The organism is Streptomyces sp. NPDC058678 (genome assembly GCF_042714835.1).
GTDB lineage: Bacteria > Actinomycetota > Actinomycetes > Streptomycetales > Streptomycetaceae > Streptomyces.
In genome coordinates, this window is sequence record NZ_JBHXSG010000011.1 from 92,923 (window position 1) to 108,044 (window position 15,122).

At 71.1% G+C, this 15,122-nt stretch carries 12 protein-coding genes and 2 pseudogenes; 7 read left to right on the plus strand and 7 right to left on the minus strand.

Annotated elements, in window-relative coordinates:
• Positions 1–70: 70 nt before the first annotated feature.
• Positions 71–1,697 (minus strand): annotated as a pseudogene (locus tag ACFWWR_RS13405) (IS200/IS605 family accessory protein TnpB-related protein).
• Positions 1,698–1,885: 188 nt separating this feature from the next.
• Between ACFWWR_RS13405 and ACFWWR_RS13410 the strand changes: the two are divergent.
• Positions 1,886–2,086 (plus strand): annotated as a pseudogene (locus tag ACFWWR_RS13410) (response regulator transcription factor); the annotation flags it as partial.
• 20 nt (positions 2,087–2,106) lie between these two features.
• On the opposite strand, the gene ACFWWR_RS13415 reads toward ACFWWR_RS13410, so the two are convergent.
• From ACFWWR_RS13415 to ACFWWR_RS13425, 3 genes are all read right to left on the minus strand, one after another.
• Positions 2,107–2,916 carry a hypothetical protein gene (locus ACFWWR_RS13415; RefSeq protein ID WP_383866878.1) on the minus strand — a complete coding sequence of 270 codons (810 nt, stop codon included), beginning with the start codon at positions 2,914–2,916 and terminating at the stop codon, positions 2,107–2,109.
• Complete coding sequence (locus tag ACFWWR_RS13420; protein ID WP_384303306.1) at positions 2,916–3,455, minus strand: SigE family RNA polymerase sigma factor; 540 nt, start codon at positions 3,453–3,455, stop codon at positions 2,916–2,918. The genes ACFWWR_RS13415 and ACFWWR_RS13420 overlap by 1 nt, the downstream gene beginning before the upstream one ends.
• A 206-nt stretch (positions 3,456–3,661) precedes the next feature.
• Positions 3,662–5,092, minus strand: coding sequence for an MFS transporter (locus tag ACFWWR_RS13425; RefSeq protein ID WP_384303308.1), 1,431 nt, complete (start codon positions 5,090–5,092; stop codon positions 3,662–3,664).
• Positions 5,093–5,394: 302 nt separating this feature from the next.
• On the opposite strand from ACFWWR_RS13425, the gene ACFWWR_RS13430 reads away from it, so the two are divergent.
• The 5 genes from ACFWWR_RS13430 (at position 5,395) to ACFWWR_RS13450 (ending at position 11,069) form a co-directional block, all read left to right on the plus strand.
• Complete coding sequence (locus tag ACFWWR_RS13430; RefSeq protein WP_383866872.1) at positions 5,395–7,134, plus strand: MFS transporter; 1,740 nt, start codon at positions 5,395–5,397, stop codon at positions 7,132–7,134.
• 126 nt (positions 7,135–7,260) lie between these two features.
• Complete coding sequence (locus ACFWWR_RS13435; protein ID WP_384303310.1) at positions 7,261–7,911, plus strand: class I SAM-dependent methyltransferase; 651 nt, start codon at positions 7,261–7,263, stop codon at positions 7,909–7,911.
• A gap of 97 nt (positions 7,912–8,008) precedes the next feature.
• Positions 8,009–8,968: an N-acetylmuramoyl-L-alanine amidase gene (locus ACFWWR_RS13440; RefSeq protein WP_384303312.1), complete on the plus strand. Its 960-nt coding sequence runs from the start codon at positions 8,009–8,011 to the stop codon at positions 8,966–8,968.
• A 159-nt stretch (positions 8,969–9,127) separates the two neighbouring features.
• Positions 9,128–9,964: a hypothetical protein gene (locus ACFWWR_RS13445; RefSeq protein ID WP_384303314.1), complete on the plus strand. Its 837-nt coding sequence runs from the start codon at positions 9,128–9,130 to the stop codon at positions 9,962–9,964.
• A gap of 94 nt (positions 9,965–10,058) precedes the next feature.
• Positions 10,059–11,069 carry an LLM class F420-dependent oxidoreductase gene (locus tag ACFWWR_RS13450; protein ID WP_384303316.1) on the plus strand — a complete coding sequence of 337 codons (1,011 nt, stop codon included), beginning with the start codon at positions 10,059–10,061 and terminating at the stop codon, positions 11,067–11,069.
• Between the two features lie 32 nt (positions 11,070–11,101).
• Here ACFWWR_RS13450 and ACFWWR_RS13455 read toward each other — a convergent pair whose 3' ends face one another.
• Genes ACFWWR_RS13455 through ACFWWR_RS13465 form a run of 3 tightly spaced genes read right to left on the minus strand, consistent with a single transcriptional unit; the run spans position 11,102 to position 14,581 of the window.
• Complete coding sequence (locus ACFWWR_RS13455) at positions 11,102–11,851, minus strand: hypothetical protein (RefSeq protein ID WP_384303318.1); 750 nt, start codon at positions 11,849–11,851, stop codon at positions 11,102–11,104.
• Positions 11,838–13,409: a substrate-binding domain-containing protein gene (locus tag ACFWWR_RS13460; protein WP_384303320.1), complete on the minus strand. Its 1,572-nt coding sequence runs from the start codon at positions 13,407–13,409 to the stop codon at positions 11,838–11,840. Before ACFWWR_RS13460 ends, ACFWWR_RS13455 begins: the two co-directional genes overlap by 14 nt.
• Positions 13,406–14,581 (minus strand): hypothetical protein, encoded by a 1,176-nt coding sequence (locus ACFWWR_RS13465; RefSeq protein WP_384303322.1) that lies wholly within the window; start codon positions 14,579–14,581, stop codon positions 13,406–13,408. The genes ACFWWR_RS13460 and ACFWWR_RS13465 overlap by 4 nt, the downstream gene beginning before the upstream one ends.
• A 206-nt stretch (positions 14,582–14,787) precedes the next feature.
• On the opposite strand from ACFWWR_RS13465, the gene ACFWWR_RS13470 reads away from it, so the two are divergent.
• Entirely contained in the window at positions 14,788–15,081 is a 294-nt protein-coding gene (locus tag ACFWWR_RS13470; protein WP_383866857.1) for a hypothetical protein, read from the plus strand.
• The last annotated feature ends 41 nt before the right edge of the window (positions 15,082–15,122 follow it).

Here is a 15,122-nt window from a genome sequence, read left to right on the forward strand (position 1 = left end):
CAGTTGCACACCGGCCCAGCGTCCAAACCGAACGCTCGCTCCGACGGGGCGAAGGTTCGCTGATGCGGCACTAGAGACTGAGCGGGAGTGAGTCCTGTTGCCAGGTCTCATGCTCGGCCGAACGCCCCGGACGGTGTTGGGCGTTCTGGTTGCCCGCGTTCGCTGCGCGTCCGGGCGGCACGGATCGTGTCCGTGGTCCGGGGGTGCGGGGGCGGGTTTCCTCACGCCCAGGAAAACGCCGGCCGGCCTGGACGGTCCGATGCCCCGCACGATCACTCCGGTCATGTGGGGGCGGTGTCGTCCGTCGCCGGATCGGGTGTCCCTGGGCGCGCCTTCCGATGGCCACGGCGGCTGCGTCGTGGCGGGTGGTGGTGCCGGTTGTGCTGGTGAGGGGTTTCTGCCAGTGCTGGGAGCCCCAGCGGCTGGTGTAGGCCGGGTCCACGACGATGACCGCGATCCCGGTCTGGTCGGCCATCGACGCCAGCCGGGCGCGGAGCTTGCCGGTGGGCATGCCGGAGATCAGCTGGCGGAAGCGTTTCCTGCGGCCGTGTTTCTCCCGGGTCTTGTCCGCGCCGAAGTCCAGGTCCTCGACCGCGATCGCCTTCACACCACAGGTGCGGGCCCAGTGCAGGAGACGGGTCAGGGCGTGCCGAACCTGGGCGTCACGGTGGAGTGCGGTGCCGGTCAGGTCGTAGGAGAAGCGGCGGGGGCTGCCAGTGGTTGCCGTGGATGTCCAGGCGCCAGGCGGCAAGGTGGTCGGCGTTCATGTCGACGCCGATCACCCCGTGCGCGAGGGCGGCCTCGATGGGGAGGGTGGGGGTGGGTGGGATCTGCCAGGAGGCGGTCAGGTACCAGCGGTCCCGGCCGGTGTCGTAGTGGATGCGGTAGGCGATGGCCCGGTCGGCCGCGACGCGGTCGGCCCACTCGGTGCCCCGGTGCGCGAACGCGACCCTGCCGGCGAGGATGTAGCGGCCGTGCGGGGCGTTGGCCAGATGGGTGAGCGGTGCGGGGAGCTTGATGCTCGCCTCGCCGTTCGGGGCTGATACGGATGGTCTCGTTGCCGTGGCGCTTGCCGGACTCGCCGTCCGCCTGGCAAAACCAGCGCTCCGCCTCCCAGCGCCCACGCCACTGCGACTCCGTGAGCTGGGCCGCCTCCAGGTGGTGGCGGGTGCGGGCCAAGGCTTTGCCGCCGCGCACGACACGGACGATGCCCACCTCGCGGTCGGCCCGCGCGACAGTCAGCCGGTCCTGAAGTACCCGCAGGCGCCGCGACTTCGCGTGCCATTCCCGCGCCGACCGGTAACCCCCGGGCGTCTTCTTCGTCCCCTTCTGCCCGACGGGCAGGGACAGCCGGTCCTCGATGGTACGGACGCCGGCTTCCAGGTTGTGGATGTGTGCGAGCTGGCAGCGGCGGGCCAGCGCCCACTGGTCGTGCGTGGCTTTGGTGATGCTGCCCGCCCACCGTGACGACGACAGCGCAGTCAGCTCCCGCTTACGCACCGCCCACGTCTCACCGGAATGCTCCAGGCCGTCCCGGCAACGCGCCTTGAGGTCCTTCGCCGCCAGCGACCCCAGATGCGCGCCCACCAGACGCAGCACCTTCTCATCACTGGGCGTCAGCTGCTTGAGGCGGGTCCGGACAGCCACACCCGTGCGGACGCGACGAACGGCGCCGCCACACTCCGCAGCCCACCCACCCCTGTCACCCCCCACCCGAAGATCCCGTCGCCATGAGAAACGAGCACCTCCCACGAAGGTCACGCATTCGACGAGAGAACGTAAGTTCCAGACTGAAACCGGCCCACGACCGAGGCACGCGACACGACATCGACCACCAGCACTCACTCCCACTCACCAGAACGCTCTTCAACACACCCCAGCCACAGCAGTTCCAAACCCCCTCACGCCCCGCGAGTGCGACGTCCTCAAGGCCTCGGCGGACGGCGCGACCGTTGCCGACATCGCCACCGAGCTCCACCTCTCGGAGTCCACGGTCCGCAACTATCTCTCCGCCGCCATCGGCAAGACGGGCACCCGCAACCGCACGGAGGCGATGCGGGAGGCCCGGCAGCAGGGGTGGCTGTAGCCGGGCTCACCGCGTCGCCGCTACCCCGTCACCGCCACCGACTTGTACGCGGTCCCCTTCGGCGCCAGGCAAACGAACCAGTTCACCGGGGAGCCCTCCGCCGTGCGGATCGCCGAGGTCTCGGTGTTGACCTCCTCGCTCGGTGCCGGCTTGGTCACCTTGGTGGTCGTGCCGTCCTTCCAGGTGCAGGTGACCTGCTGGGCGGTCTTGGCGACCTGTCCGATGACCAGGCGCTCGGGATCTTCGGAGTTGGACGTCAGGGGGAGCGCCGCGGCCTGGAGGTCCGTGCCGGACATGCCGTCCTCCGCGGTGATCAGGTCCTGCAACACCGTCAGATCCTTGTCACCCGCGTGCCGGTGCACGAAGAACGCGCCCTTGCCGACCAGGTCGGAGGCCTTGTCCACGTCTACGGGGCGGTCCCCGTACTCGGTCATCGCGTCCAGCTCGCCCTGCGCCTCCACCTCGTCACGCGGCGCCGGCCACACGTCGATCAGGACTTTCCATGCCTGGCCGTTCTCGGTTCCGGTCGCCAGCGTGGTCCGCTTGGCGTCGAACACGTTCGGCGACGGGACGGGATGCGTGGCCAGTGGCCTCACCGGCTCCTCGTCCCCGCCCTGCAGCCCGGCCGCCGCCAGCGTGGCCGAGGAGCCGGCCAGTACCAGGGTCGTGGCCGCCGCCACCGCCCAGCGCCGCGCCCTGCGGCGACGGCCGCCGCGGATCACCGCCTGGTAGGGGGCTATGCCGATCTCGACCTCGTCCGTGGCGTCGGCCAGCAGGACGGCGATGTCGCTGTTCGTCATGTCGCTGTTCGTCTCCCGGTCCGCGCTCATCACTTCCGCCCTCCGCTCGTCACCATCTCGGCAAGACCCGGTATGGCGCGGAGCTTCGCGATCCCCTTGGCCGCGTTGCTCTTCACCGCGCCCACCGAACAGCCCATCGCCTGGGCCGTCTGTGTCTCGGTCAGGTCCTCCCAGTAGCGCAGAACCACCGTCTCCCGCTGCCGCGGGGGCAGTTGGGCCAGCGCCTTCAGCAGCGCGTTGCGGTCTTCCGCCTGGGAGATGCGGTCACCGCTGTCGGCGACCTCGCGCACCAGCCCCGAGTCGTCCTTGGGCGCCAGGAACTCCTTGAGGCGCCTGCGGTGCTTGCGTGCGTGCGCGTTGATCATCACGCGCCGTACGTACGCCTCCGGATCGTCCGCCGAGCCGACCTTGCGCCAGGCCACATAGACCTGTTCGAGTGTCGACTGGACCAGGTCCTCCGCGGCGTGCTGTTCCCCCGTGAGGAGAAATGCCGTCCGCATCAGCCGCGGCCAGCGGCCGATGACAAAGCTCTGGAACTCCTTGTCCCGAGCCTCCTTGCGATCCCCCATGGGCACCTCCTGCATGTGTAAAGGAGTCCATGGACCGCCCGGACCGTTGCCTCACTGGGCGAAATTGATCGCGCACGCGGTCTCGGCCCGACTCCACGGCGACTTCTCGGGCGCCGCGCAATCAGTGCGGCTGCGACCACGGCTGCGACTGCGACCACGGTTGTAGCCGCGGCTGCGACCGCGCCCGCGGCTACCGCCCCCTCACCTCACTCCGAGGCGACTTTTCGCGGCAGCCACAACAGCATCAGCACCACCCCGCCGGCCAGCACCCCGGTCCCCGTCCGGAACGCCAGCGCGTAGCCCTCCGTCAGCGCCTCGGGCGAGCCGCGCCCCGCCGTACGGGCCGCCGCGATCGTCGACATGACCGCGAGCCCCAGCGAACCGCCCATCGTGCGCGAGGTGTTGACCAGCCCCGACACCAGCCCGGCCTCCCCCGGCGCGGCCCCCGCCGTGGCCAGCGCGGCGAGCGGCGTCGCGGCCAGACCCGCGCCCAGCATCATCAGGATCCCCGGGATCATGATGGTGGTGAGATACGCCCCGTCCGCGGTCATCGTCGACTGCCAGCCGAACCCGGCGACCGCGACCAGGGTGCCGAGCACCGCCACGGCACGTGCCCCGGCCCGCCGCATGAAGCGCGGCGCGAGCTTGGAGCCGACGACCACGGCCAGGGAGCTCGGCACCAGCGCGAGACCGGCGTCCAGCGGCGAGTAGCCCAGCACGTTCTGGGCGTACAACGTCATGAAGAACCACATGCAGAACATCGCGGAGCCGCACAGGAACATCGCCACGTTCGCGGACGCCACGGCCCGCACCCTGAGCAGTCCGAGCGGCATCAGCGGAGCCGCCGTACGGGCCTCGACGGCGAGGAAGCACCCGATCAGCGCGATCCCGGCCAGCAGCGGTACCAGGGCGGCCGCCGCCGACCACCCCTCGGCCTCGGTCTGCGAGATGCCGTACGCCAGGGTGGCGAGCCCCGCCGTCACCAGCAGGGCGCCCGGCAGGTCGAGCCGCCGCCCGTCCCCCGCGCTTCCCTCGACCAGCCACACCACCGAGCCGAGGAGCACGACCGCCCCCACCGGCACGTTGATCAGCAGCACCCACCGCCACGACAGCACGTCCACCAGGACCCCGCCGACGAGTCCGCCGGCCGCTCCGCCGCCCGCGCCGACCGCCGTCCAGGTCGCGATGACACGCGCGCGTGCGGCGCCTTCCGGGACGGCTGACGTGAGGATGGTGAGCGTCGAGGGCGCGAGCACCGCCGCGCCGAGCCCCTGCGCGGCGCGGGCCACCAGCAGTTGCCAGCCCTCCTGGGCGAGTCCGCCGCCCAGCGAGGCCACGGTGAACAGGCCGAGGCCGACCAGGAACATCCGCTTACGGCCGTAGAGGTCTCCGGCCCGCCCGCCGAGCAGCATGAACCCGGCGAAGGCGATGGCGTAGGCGTTGACGACCCACTGGAGCCCCTGCTGGCTCAGCCCCAGGTCGGTCCGCATCGACGGCAGTGCCACGTTCACGACGGACACGTCGAGCACGACCAGGAACTGTCCGGCACACGCGAGCGCGACGACCAGCCAGGTCGGCGGCGCGGTACGGCGACGGGGCACGCGGGTGACGTCAGCGGCTTCCAGCATGCCGGTCATGCTCTCAACCCGCTTGCGCCTCTGGCATCGGGATTTGGTCCTACGTCACCAGGCAGACCGCTCAGGGATCGCTTGGGTCGGCGGCACGCCGCGCGGCGTTCCCCCACGTCCCCCGGGCAGCGCCGCGCCGCGGGCCTCTTTCCCCAAGAGAAGACAAAGAAATCGTTAGTAGGCCGAAGCATCGGAATAGTTGCCCAGGCGCACGGGTTCACCCTGCACGTATCCCCGCACGTGTCCCCGCACGCACACCCGCACGTAACCCGCACGGGACCATCTGACCCCCGGCCTGGAGGCCCCACTCCATGACGCACACGTCGACCGACCAGCCCGTACGCAGAGCGAGCGGGGCCGTGGTCCCGGTGCTCGCCTTCGCGGGCATCGTGGTCGCGGTGATGCAGACCCTGCTCGTCCCGGTCATCAAGGATCTGCCGCAGCTGCTGGACACCGAGCCGAGCAACGCCACCTGGGTGCTGACCTCGACCCTGCTCTCCGGCGCCGTCGCCACGCCGATCATGGGCCGCCTCGGCGACCTCTACGGCAAGCGCCGCATGCTGATCCTCAGCCTCTCGGTGATGGTCGTCGGCGCGCTTGTCAGCGCCCTCACCAGCGACCTGCTCACGATGATCGCGGGCCGTACCCTCCAGGGCTTCGCGATGGGCGCGATCCCGCTCGGCATCGGCCTGATGCGCGACATGCTGCCCCGCGAGAAGCTCGGCTCGGCGATGGCCCTGATGAGCTCCTCGATCGGCGTCGGCGGCGGCCTCGCCCTGCCCGCCGCGGCCCTGGTCGCGCAGCACGCCGACTGGCACGCCCTCTTCTACGGCGCCGCCGGCCTCGGTGCCCTCGCCATCGCGCTCACCCTCCTCGTCGTACCCGAGTCCCCGATGCGCGCGAAGGGCACCTTCGACGTCCTCGGCGCGATCGGCCTCTCCGCGGGCCTCGTCCTCTTCCTCCTGCCCATCACCAAGGGCAGCGACTGGGGCTGGACGTCCGGGACCACGCTCGGCCTGTTCGGCGCGTCCGCCGTCGTGCTCGTCCTGTGGGGCGTGATGGAACTGCGGCTGAAGGCCCCCCTGGTGGACCTGCGCACCACGGCCCGCCCGGCGGTGCTCTTCACCAACCTCGCCTCGATCATGGTCGGCGTCTCGTTCTACGTCGTCTCGCTGGTCCTGCCCCAGCTCCTCCAGCTGCCCAAGGCCACCGGCTACGGGCTCGGCCAGTCGATGGTCGTGGCGGGCCTGCTCGTGGCACCGCTCGGCCTGACCATGATGTTCACGGCCCCCGTCTATGCCCGTCTGTCGGCCAAGTACGGCCCCAAGGTCACCCTGATCCTCGGCATGCTGATCATCGCGATCGGCTACGGCGCCGGCCTCGGCCTGATGAGCGCCCCCTGGCAGAGCCTCGTCATCGCCGTCATCCTCGGTGCGGGCATCGGCCTCGCCTACTCCTCCCTGCCCGCGCTGATCGTCGGCGCGGTCCCGGCGTCGGAGACGGGCGCCGCGAACGGCCTGAACACGCTGATGCGTTCCATCGGTACGTCGGTGTCGAGCGCCGTCATCGGCATGGTCCTCGCCAACACGGCGAACAACGTGAACGGCGTCGCGATCCCGACCATGCACGGCTTCCGGGTCTCCTTCCTGATCGCGACCGGCGCGGTGGCGGTCGGTCTCCTGATGGCCCTCCTCCTGCCCCGCAACCGCCCGGCGGCCAAGCCGCAGCTGCGCGCGAGCAGCGAGGAGGACGCCAACCTGGAGCGCGCCGAGGAGGCTCTGCGCGGCTTCCGTGGCCGGGTCCTGGACTCCTCCGGCACTCCGGTCGCGCGCGCCAGGGTCACCCTGATCGACCGCCGCGGCCGCCAGGCCGGCGCGACGCTCTCCGCCGAGGACGGCAGCTACACCCTCGCCGTCCCGGCCCAGGGTCCGTACGTCCTGGCCGCCAAGGCCGCCGGACACGGCCCGCTCGCCTCCGCGGCGAGCCACGCGGGCGACGAGCGCGCGGTCGCCCTGGACCTGACGCTGCCGGGCGAGAGCGTCTCCGCCTGACGATCCCCTCCTCACGCCCGCTCCTCACACCCCCCGTCGCCCACGAGACGGGGGGTGTGGTGCGTCAGGACAGGGGGCGTGGTGCACCATGGGCGCCCGGAAGGACGTACGACCGAGAGGACCCCCATGCCCGCGGCCCCCAAGCCCGAGATCCTGGCCGCCTTCGAGGCCGCGAAGGGGTTCATGCCCGCCGGTGAGGGCCTCGCCCTGTACGCGGCTGCCGTGGAGGCCGGGCGCCTCGGGCTGCCGCTTCTCGAAGTCGGCACGTACTGCGGGCGGTCCGCGATCCTGCTCGCCGACGCGGCCCGCGAGGCCGGCGTCACGGCGCTCACCGTCGACCACCACCGGGGCAGCGAGGAGCAGCAGCCGGGCTGGGAGTACCACGACCCGGAGACGGTCGACCGCGAGCTCGGCCTGATGGACACCCTGCCGACCTTCCGCCGCACGCTGCACCGCGCCGGACTTGAGGAGCACGTGGTGGCGTTGGTCGGCCGCTCGCCGCAGGTCGCGAAGATCTGGGACACCCCCCTCGGCCTGGTCTTCATCGACGGCGGCCACACCGACGAGCACGCGAACGCCGACTACGAGGGCTGGGCGCCCCATATCGCCGAGGGCGGACTGCTCGTCATCCACGACGTGTTCCCGGACCCGGTGGACGAGTTCACCGGCCAGGCCCCGTACCGCCTCTACCTCCGGGCTCTGGCGTCCGGCGCGTTCACGGAGGTCTCGGTGACGGACTCACTGCGGGTGCTGCGGCGGACCGGGCCAGGGCTCTGACCCGGAGCCACGATCGGCTCCGCAGCGCTCCAAGGGCCTCTGCTCCGTCGGGTGCCGGGGTCCGCGGAGCAGGTGGTCGGCCCGTAAGGTGGCAGTCGTGTCGTACGTAGGCCCGGACTTCGAACCTGCCCGGCCCCGCCGCTCCCGGCGCGGCCCGCTGACCGTCGCGGTCGCCGCGCTCGTGCCGGGCGCGCTGCTCGGCTGGCTGGTGTACGAGGCGGTGGGCGGATCCGACGGAGGATCGGCGGGGGCGGTCGGGACGCCCGCGTCGTCGAGCACGTCGGCCTCGCCGAGGACATCCGCGCCGACGGCCTCCGCCATCGACGACGCCAAGCCGAACGAGACCTCCGCGACCCCCACCACCTCCGCGCCCGCCGCCTCCGGCCCCCTCAAGGGCAAGGTCGTCGTCATCGACCCGGGCCACAACCCGGGCAACTTCCGGCACACGGCCGAGATCAACCGCAAGGTGGACATCGGCACGAACTCGAAGGAGTGCGACACCACGGGCACGTCCACCAACTCCGGTTACACGGAGGCGGAGTTCACGCTCGACGTCGCCCACCGGATGCGCACGCTGCTCCAGGAGCAGGGCGCCACGGTGAAACTGACCCAGGACGGCGACCGGCCCTACGGCCCGTGCGTGGACGAGCGCGCCCGGATCGGCAACGCGGCGCACGCGGACGCCGTCGTCTCGGTCCACGCGGACGGCTCCGCGGCCGGCAACCGCGGCTTCCACGTCATCCTGCCGGGCAGCGTGCACGCGGGCGCCGCCGACACCCGCGCGATCGTCGCGCCCTCGCGCGGACTCGGTGAGCGCATCGCGGGCAACTTCGTCCGCGCCACGGGCAGCGCGCCCTCCAACTACATCGGCGACGGCACCGGACTCGACACCCGCACGGACCTGGGCGGTCTCAATCTGTCAACGGTTCCCAAGGTGTTCATCGAGTGCGGCAACATGCGCGATAACAAGGACGCGGCACTGCTGACCAGTGGTGCGTGGCGGCAGAAAGCGGCGCAAGGGATCTCTGAGGGAATCGTGAGTTTCCTGCGCGGGTAGTGATCGGTGCGCTGATCCGGGCGGACACCCTGTTCTGGCGGACGATAGTGTCGTCCCCACGATGAGGGGCCACCCCCGCGCTTCACACCAGGGCCTGACGGCGACATGGTGACAGCGACGCCTCTACCGACGACGAGACGACCTACGAAGGACCCTGAAGTGAATATCCGCTCCCTCACTCGAGGCGACGGCGTGGTGATCGGAGCAGCGGTGTTGCTGTTCATCGCGTCGTTCCTCGACACGTACTCCAGCGACAGCGGCGGCGGCGACATCCCCAACGCCTGGGAGAACCTCGGCCTGGTGATGAGCCTGTACATCGGAGGCATCATCGGGGCGGCCCTGATCGTCGTCGCCCGCGCGCTCCCGCAGCCGCGCAAGGTCGTCGGGCTCGACCTGGGGCAGTTGGGTGTCGCACTGGCGATCTTCGCCGCGTGGACCTCGTTCTGGACGATCATCGACCCGCTGGGCGCGTTCAGCGACGATCTCGGTGGAGCGGACATCAGCACCGGCAGCGGCCTCATCCTCGGCCTGATCGGCGCGCTGTTGCTGGCCGGCGCCGCCGTCGCCACCCCCCTGGTCCCCGCCCTGCAGGCCGCCCTCATCCCCGCCCCCAAGCCGGCCGCCCCGCAGCCCTACGGCGCCCAGCCCCCCGGCGGTTACGGCTACCCCGGTGCCCAGCCGCAGCAGCCGTACGGTGGCCAGCCGCAGCCCGGTCAGCCCTTCGGCGCGCAGCCTCAGCCTCAGCCGCAGCAGCCTCAGCCGCCGCAGCAGCAGGGGCAGGCTCAGCCGCCGTCCCCGGAGTTCTCGCCGTTCTGGTTCGCCGTGCCGGTGCCGCGTCCGCTGTTCGCGGAGGACGGCTCGCCGACGCCGATCGCCGAACTCGCCCCGGGCACCTGGTACCTGGCGGTCGAGCAGCGTGGCGGTGCGCTGGTCGCGCAGACGCAGGACGGTCGTCGTGGTGTGCTGCAGGACACCTCGGGGATCCAGCGCGGCTGACCCCTGTTCTTCGACGCGCGGCCCCTCGCCCTTCCGGGCGGGGGGCCGTTGTCGTACAGTCGCCCCTCGGCCGGCACCAGGTCAGGAGGCAGCTATGCGGCTCGGTCTCACGCTCGGCTACTGGGGCCGCGGACCCGACCCGGACCATGTTCCGCTCGTGCAGGAGGCCGAGCGGCTCGGCTACGACTCCGTGTGGACCGCCGAGTCGTGGGGCTCGGACGCGTTCACCCCTCTCACCTGGATCGCCGCGCAGACCTCCCGCATCAAACTCGGCACGGCGGTGGCCCAGATGGCGGCCCGCTCCCCGACCACGACGGCCATGCACGCCCTCACCCTGGACCACCTCTCCGGCGGCCGCATGATGCTCGGCCTCGGGCTGTCCGGCCCGCAGGTCGTCGAGGGCTGGTACGGGCGTCCGTTCCCGAGGTCGCCGCTGACCGCGACCCGCGAGTACGTCGACGTCGTACGCCAAGTCCTCGGGCGGGAAGCACCGGTTGAGCTGGACGGCCGCTTCCACTCCCACCCCTACCGGGGCGCGGACGGCACCGGTCTCGGCAAGGCGCTCAAGTCCATCACCCACCCTCTCCGCCCCGACCTCCCGGTCCTGCTCGGCGCCGAGGGGCCGAAGAACGTGGCCCAGACGATCCGGATCGCCGACGGCTGGCTGCCGCTGTACTGGTCACCGAGCCGGCCCGAGGCGTACGGGGAGGCGGTGGCCGACCTCCCTGAGGGCTTCCTCGTGGCGCCCATGGCACAGGTGAAGGTCTGCGACGACGTGGCCCAAGGCCTGCTCCCGGTCAAGGCGATGCTCGGCTTCTACATCGGCGGGATGGGGCACGCGGCCCGCAACTTCCATGCCGATCTGATGGCGCGCATGGGGTACGAGGAGGAGGCGCGGCGGATCCAGGAGCTGTTCCTGTCCGGCCGCCGGGAGGAGGCCGTGCTCGCCGTGCCGGACGCGTTCGCCGACGAGATCTCCCTCGTCGGACCGCGCGAACGCATCGCGGAACGCCTGGAGTCGTGGCGAAAAGGGCCGGTGACCGACCTGCTGGCGATGTCCCCGGACCGGCACACCCTGCGGGTGCTCGCCGAGCTCAACTCCTAGCCGGTCGGCGGTCACCCGTCACCCGTCACCCGTCAGCGGAAGATCGCGATCGCCTCCAGCGTCACCTCTCCGGTGTCCTGTCGCCAGCCGGTCATCTTGCCCAGGCAGCGGGCGGTGAAGGTGCCCTCCGGGATGGTCTCGCGCCGCAGGCCCTCGCGGGCGCCGACGACCCTGACGTACGGCGGTGCCTGCGGATCGGTGTACGCGGCGCGCAGGACGATGCCCTGCGAGGTGTCCGGGTCCATCACGAAGCGGCCCCGCACCGAGACGAACTCGTCGATGTCGCTCAGCGCGATCCGGGTGTCGCCGTCGAGGGCGTCGGTGAGAGCCCGGTTGGGCCGTACGTCGCCCGTGCGCAGGTCGGCGTGGACGATGGCGTCGGCCCGGTCGAGGGCGTCCATCAGCATCCCTATGACGTTGATGGGTTCGTTCTTCTGGACGTACTTGGTGAACTTCTCCTGGGTGACGACCCGGCCGGCCTTGACGGTCCACGGCATGAGCTTCCCGAGGAAGCCGACGCTGGTGTTGACGTTGGTGCGGTGCTCCACCGCCTGTTCGAGCGCCTCGCTGTAGTGGCTGACCTGGTAGAGGTCCATGACGGACTTCCCGTCCAGGTAGAAGCAGATGCTGTACGCCGTCTGCCGTGCCGCCGCCCGCCGCCGGGCCTCCCGCGCGTGCCTCAGCAGGACGGCGGCGAGCACCACGAGGCCCGCCGCCGTCACCAGCCAGACCGTCATCCACGGCCACCACGCGCTCCACCACAGTCCATCAGTGACAGCCACGGATCTCCTTGAAGGCCTCGGAAAGGGACGAGTCGTCGGCGTCCACCATCCGCCCGCCGGTCTTCGCCGCCGCGCGGCGCAGTTCGCCCGCGTCGGCCTCGCCGAAGTGGACGGAGTAGGTGGGGACTTCGCGCGCGGCGGCGGGCAGCGCCTCGTAGTGGCGTACGAACTCCGGGTAGGTCAGGCCCGCGTTGTTCTCGCCGTCGGTCATCAGGACCACGGACACGGAACGTCCGGGGTCGGCGGCGACCGCGTCGGCGGCGGTGCGGTAGCCGTGGTCGAGGGCGGACCATACGGCGGTGGCGTCGCCGTAGCCGCCGCGGGCGACGGTGTCGGAGAGCGCGTCGAGGTCCTTCGGGCCGTTGACGGTGACCGTCCGCTCCTCCAGGACACGACCGCCGAACCGTACGACGGTCAGGTGCTCACCCCGGTAGAACCGGGTGAACTTGCCCGTCGCCGAGGAGTCCGCGCCGCTGAGCCCGGCGAACGCCTCGCGCAGGGCGGCCATACGGGTGCCGCGCATCGAGCCGGAGAAGTCGAGCAGGAAGACGACCTGGCCGGCGGTGCGGTGGTTCGGGTCGCCGTAGTCCGCCAACAGGCGTTCCAGTACGGCTGGTTGGTCGGGGAAGTAGAGGGCGTTGCCGATCGGTGCGCGCAGGGGGGCGTCCCGGGGCACCGTGGCGCTGACCGGGCGGCGCAGGGTGCTGTGCATGATCTCCTCCTGTACGGCGTCGCGCCGCAGCCACTCGGTGACCTTGTCGTAGGCGGCGCGGCGGGACGGGTCGAGCAGGAGGAGGGGGAAGTCGGAGAGGATCATGCCGTCCTCGGGGCGGACGACCGTCAGTTTCTCCTTCAGCCGTCCCGAGTCGTTGAGGGCGAGCAGGTCGGACTCGTACGCGATCAGCGCGTCGGCCCGGTCCTGGTGGGCGGCGTAGGAGTCGACGAGGGCGGGCGAGGTGGCCGCGGTGAGGGTCTGGCCGGAGCGGAAGCCGCGTAGCCGGTCGCAGGAGACGTCCTCGGTGCGCAGGGCGGCACCGGTGCCGGCGGCGGCCGTGGCCACGCCGACCAGGGCGGCGAGCCCGCTGCCCGCGTTGCGGGGGTCGGCCATGCCGAAGCGGACCTCGCCCTTCGCGGCGGCGTCGGCGACGTCCGCCCAGGTGAGCCGGGAGCCGGGCACGCCCGCGCGCAGGGCCCGGGCGGTGTCGGGGGCGAGGCCGATGACGACGGGGGACGTCATGGTCGGTGTGCGCTGCATCGCCTGCGCGGACCGCTTGTCGCGCAGCAGCAGATAGCGGTCGGAGGAGAGCCAGGCGAGGTCGTACCCGGTGCGGGACGCGGCGAGCCGGGTCTCCGCGTCGGCCCGGGGGTCGAGGTCGAGTTCGACGCCGGTCTCGTCCGCCAACTCGTCGAGGAGGGGGGTGAGTACGGCGAGATCGGGACTGGCGAGGACGCGTAGCCGGACCCGTTCGTCACCGCCGTCGCCGTCGCCGGTGCAGGCGGAGAGCAGGGTGGCGACCAGGACCGTGCACAGCGTCAGGACTGCTGCTCTGCCCCTCACTCGGCGCCCTCGGCGGGCGGGCAGTCGCCGACGATCTGGATCATCCGCTCCAGCAGGGACAGCCGGGGCAGTACGGCCTTGGTGTCGTCGGTGGAGGTGACGGGTGCCGGGATGTTCCGCTCGGCGAGGAAGTCGGCCAACCCGTCGCCGGTCGCGTCACTGCCGGCGTCACGCACCCGGAAGCCCAACTCCATCGCCCGCTGCTGGAGTTCGGGGTCCCCGGCGACGAGGTCGCCGAGCCGGTCACCGTCCCGGGTGAGGGCGACGAGCTGGGGCTCGGTGACGAAGCGGGTGGAGGGGTAGAGCAGGACGCGTTCGCTGTCGGGGGTGCCGTGTTCCGCCTCGTACTGGATCTGGTGGGCCAGGAACTGGTGCTCGTAGATCACCGCGATCGGCGAGATGCTCTTGCCGTCGGCGGACAGGTAGGTCTCGGCCTTCTCCGAGGAGGGCAGGCCCTGTTCGACGAGGAGGGGCTTGATGCTGCGGGCGAGCTTCTCGGCCTCCGCCTCGGTGTCCGGGGCGTCGTTCTTGTTCTCCATGAAGGCGACCAGACCGAGGTAGGTGCTGGCGGAGTTGGCCTCACAGATGTCGGAGGACTGGGCGAGGATCTTGTTGCCGTTGCGGACGCCCTGCTGGGAGATGTCGATGTCGTCCCAGCGTTTCCCGTCCTTGGTCAGCTTGAGGAACTCCTCCATGTTCAGGGTGTAGTAGAGAGGTCGGCCGTCCGGGTCAGGCTGGGGATCGGCCACACCCACGCCGCGCAGGGCCTCCGCGTACTCCCGGTAGGTGGCCAGCACGATGGGGCTGACGAAGGGGCGGTACGTCGTCACGGGGCGGTCGGCCGCCGCGCGCTCGCGGGTGATCAGGTCGGCGGCGGGCTGGCCGGACGGGAAGACGACGTCGTAGCCCTTGATGTCCTGGTTGGCGATCTCCCGGGACCCCATGCGGGTGATGTGCACCCGGAAGCCGTGCTTCAGCAGCAGCCGTTCGACTTCGGGATCCTCGAAGAAGTCCCGCTTGGAGGCCATCTTGGCCTCGATCGTGACGACCTTCTGCAACGGCAGTAACAGATGCCCCGACGCCATCAGCAGCACCAGGCCGAGGAGCGGGACGGGCAGCGCGACCGCCAGGGCTCTGCGCAGGCGGCCGCGCGCGGGTCTGATGACGGCCAAACGAGGCTCCAGCGGAGCGGGTCTGTTCGCGGACACCGGCGTTCTCCCCCCAGGGTGGGCCAGGATCGTCGATGACGACCCTTACCCCCGAACGACCATAGATCCAACGCCAGTTGAACGAAAGAAACGTGCACGATGAACGCCCACGACGTGCCCGGTCAAGCCGGTTCGGGTTTCATCCGGGATTGAGCGGCAACCCGAGGAGCATGTCCCCTCGATATCGCAACGGTTCCAACCAGGCCGGCACGATCATCGCCGTCGTCGCCGACATCATGGCCTTCATCCTGGGCCTGTGGATCCTGATGTATCTGATGGACGCGAACCGCGCGAACGACTTCGTGCAGTTCATCCACGACGTCGCCCGCTGGCTCGCCGGCTGGTCCCACGACCTCTTCACGTTCGACGAGGCCTGGGCGCGGGTCGTCGCGGGCTACGGCCTGGCCGCGGTCGTCTACCTCTTCGTCGGCCACGCCATCGCCAACCGCGTACACCGGCACTGACCTGCCCCACCGGAGGCCCGAAGGGCCCCCGAGCAGCGGCA

Bases quoted from the DNA above. Each gene is read 5' to 3' on its own strand.
- ACFWWR_RS13415 (WP_383866878.1), bottom strand. From the start codon at position 2,916: ATGAGCGCGGACCGGGAGACGAACAGCGACATGACGAACAGCGACATC.
- ACFWWR_RS13420 (WP_384303306.1), bottom strand. From the start codon at position 3,455: ATGGGGGATCGCAAGGAGGCTCGGGACAAGGAGTTCCAGAGCTTTGTC.
- ACFWWR_RS13425 (WP_384303308.1), bottom strand. From the start codon at position 5,092: ATGACCGGCATGCTGGAAGCCGCTGACGTCACCCGCGTGCCCCGTCGC.
- ACFWWR_RS13430 (WP_383866872.1), top strand. From the start codon at position 5,395: ATGACGCACACGTCGACCGACCAGCCCGTACGCAGAGCGAGCGGGGCC.
- ACFWWR_RS13435 (WP_384303310.1), top strand. From the start codon at position 7,261: ATGCCCGCGGCCCCCAAGCCCGAGATCCTGGCCGCCTTCGAGGCCGCG.
- ACFWWR_RS13450 (WP_384303316.1), top strand. From the start codon at position 10,059: ATGCGGCTCGGTCTCACGCTCGGCTACTGGGGCCGCGGACCCGACCCG.
- ACFWWR_RS13470 (WP_383866857.1), top strand. From the start codon at position 14,788: ATGTCCCCTCGATATCGCAACGGTTCCAACCAGGCCGGCACGATCATC.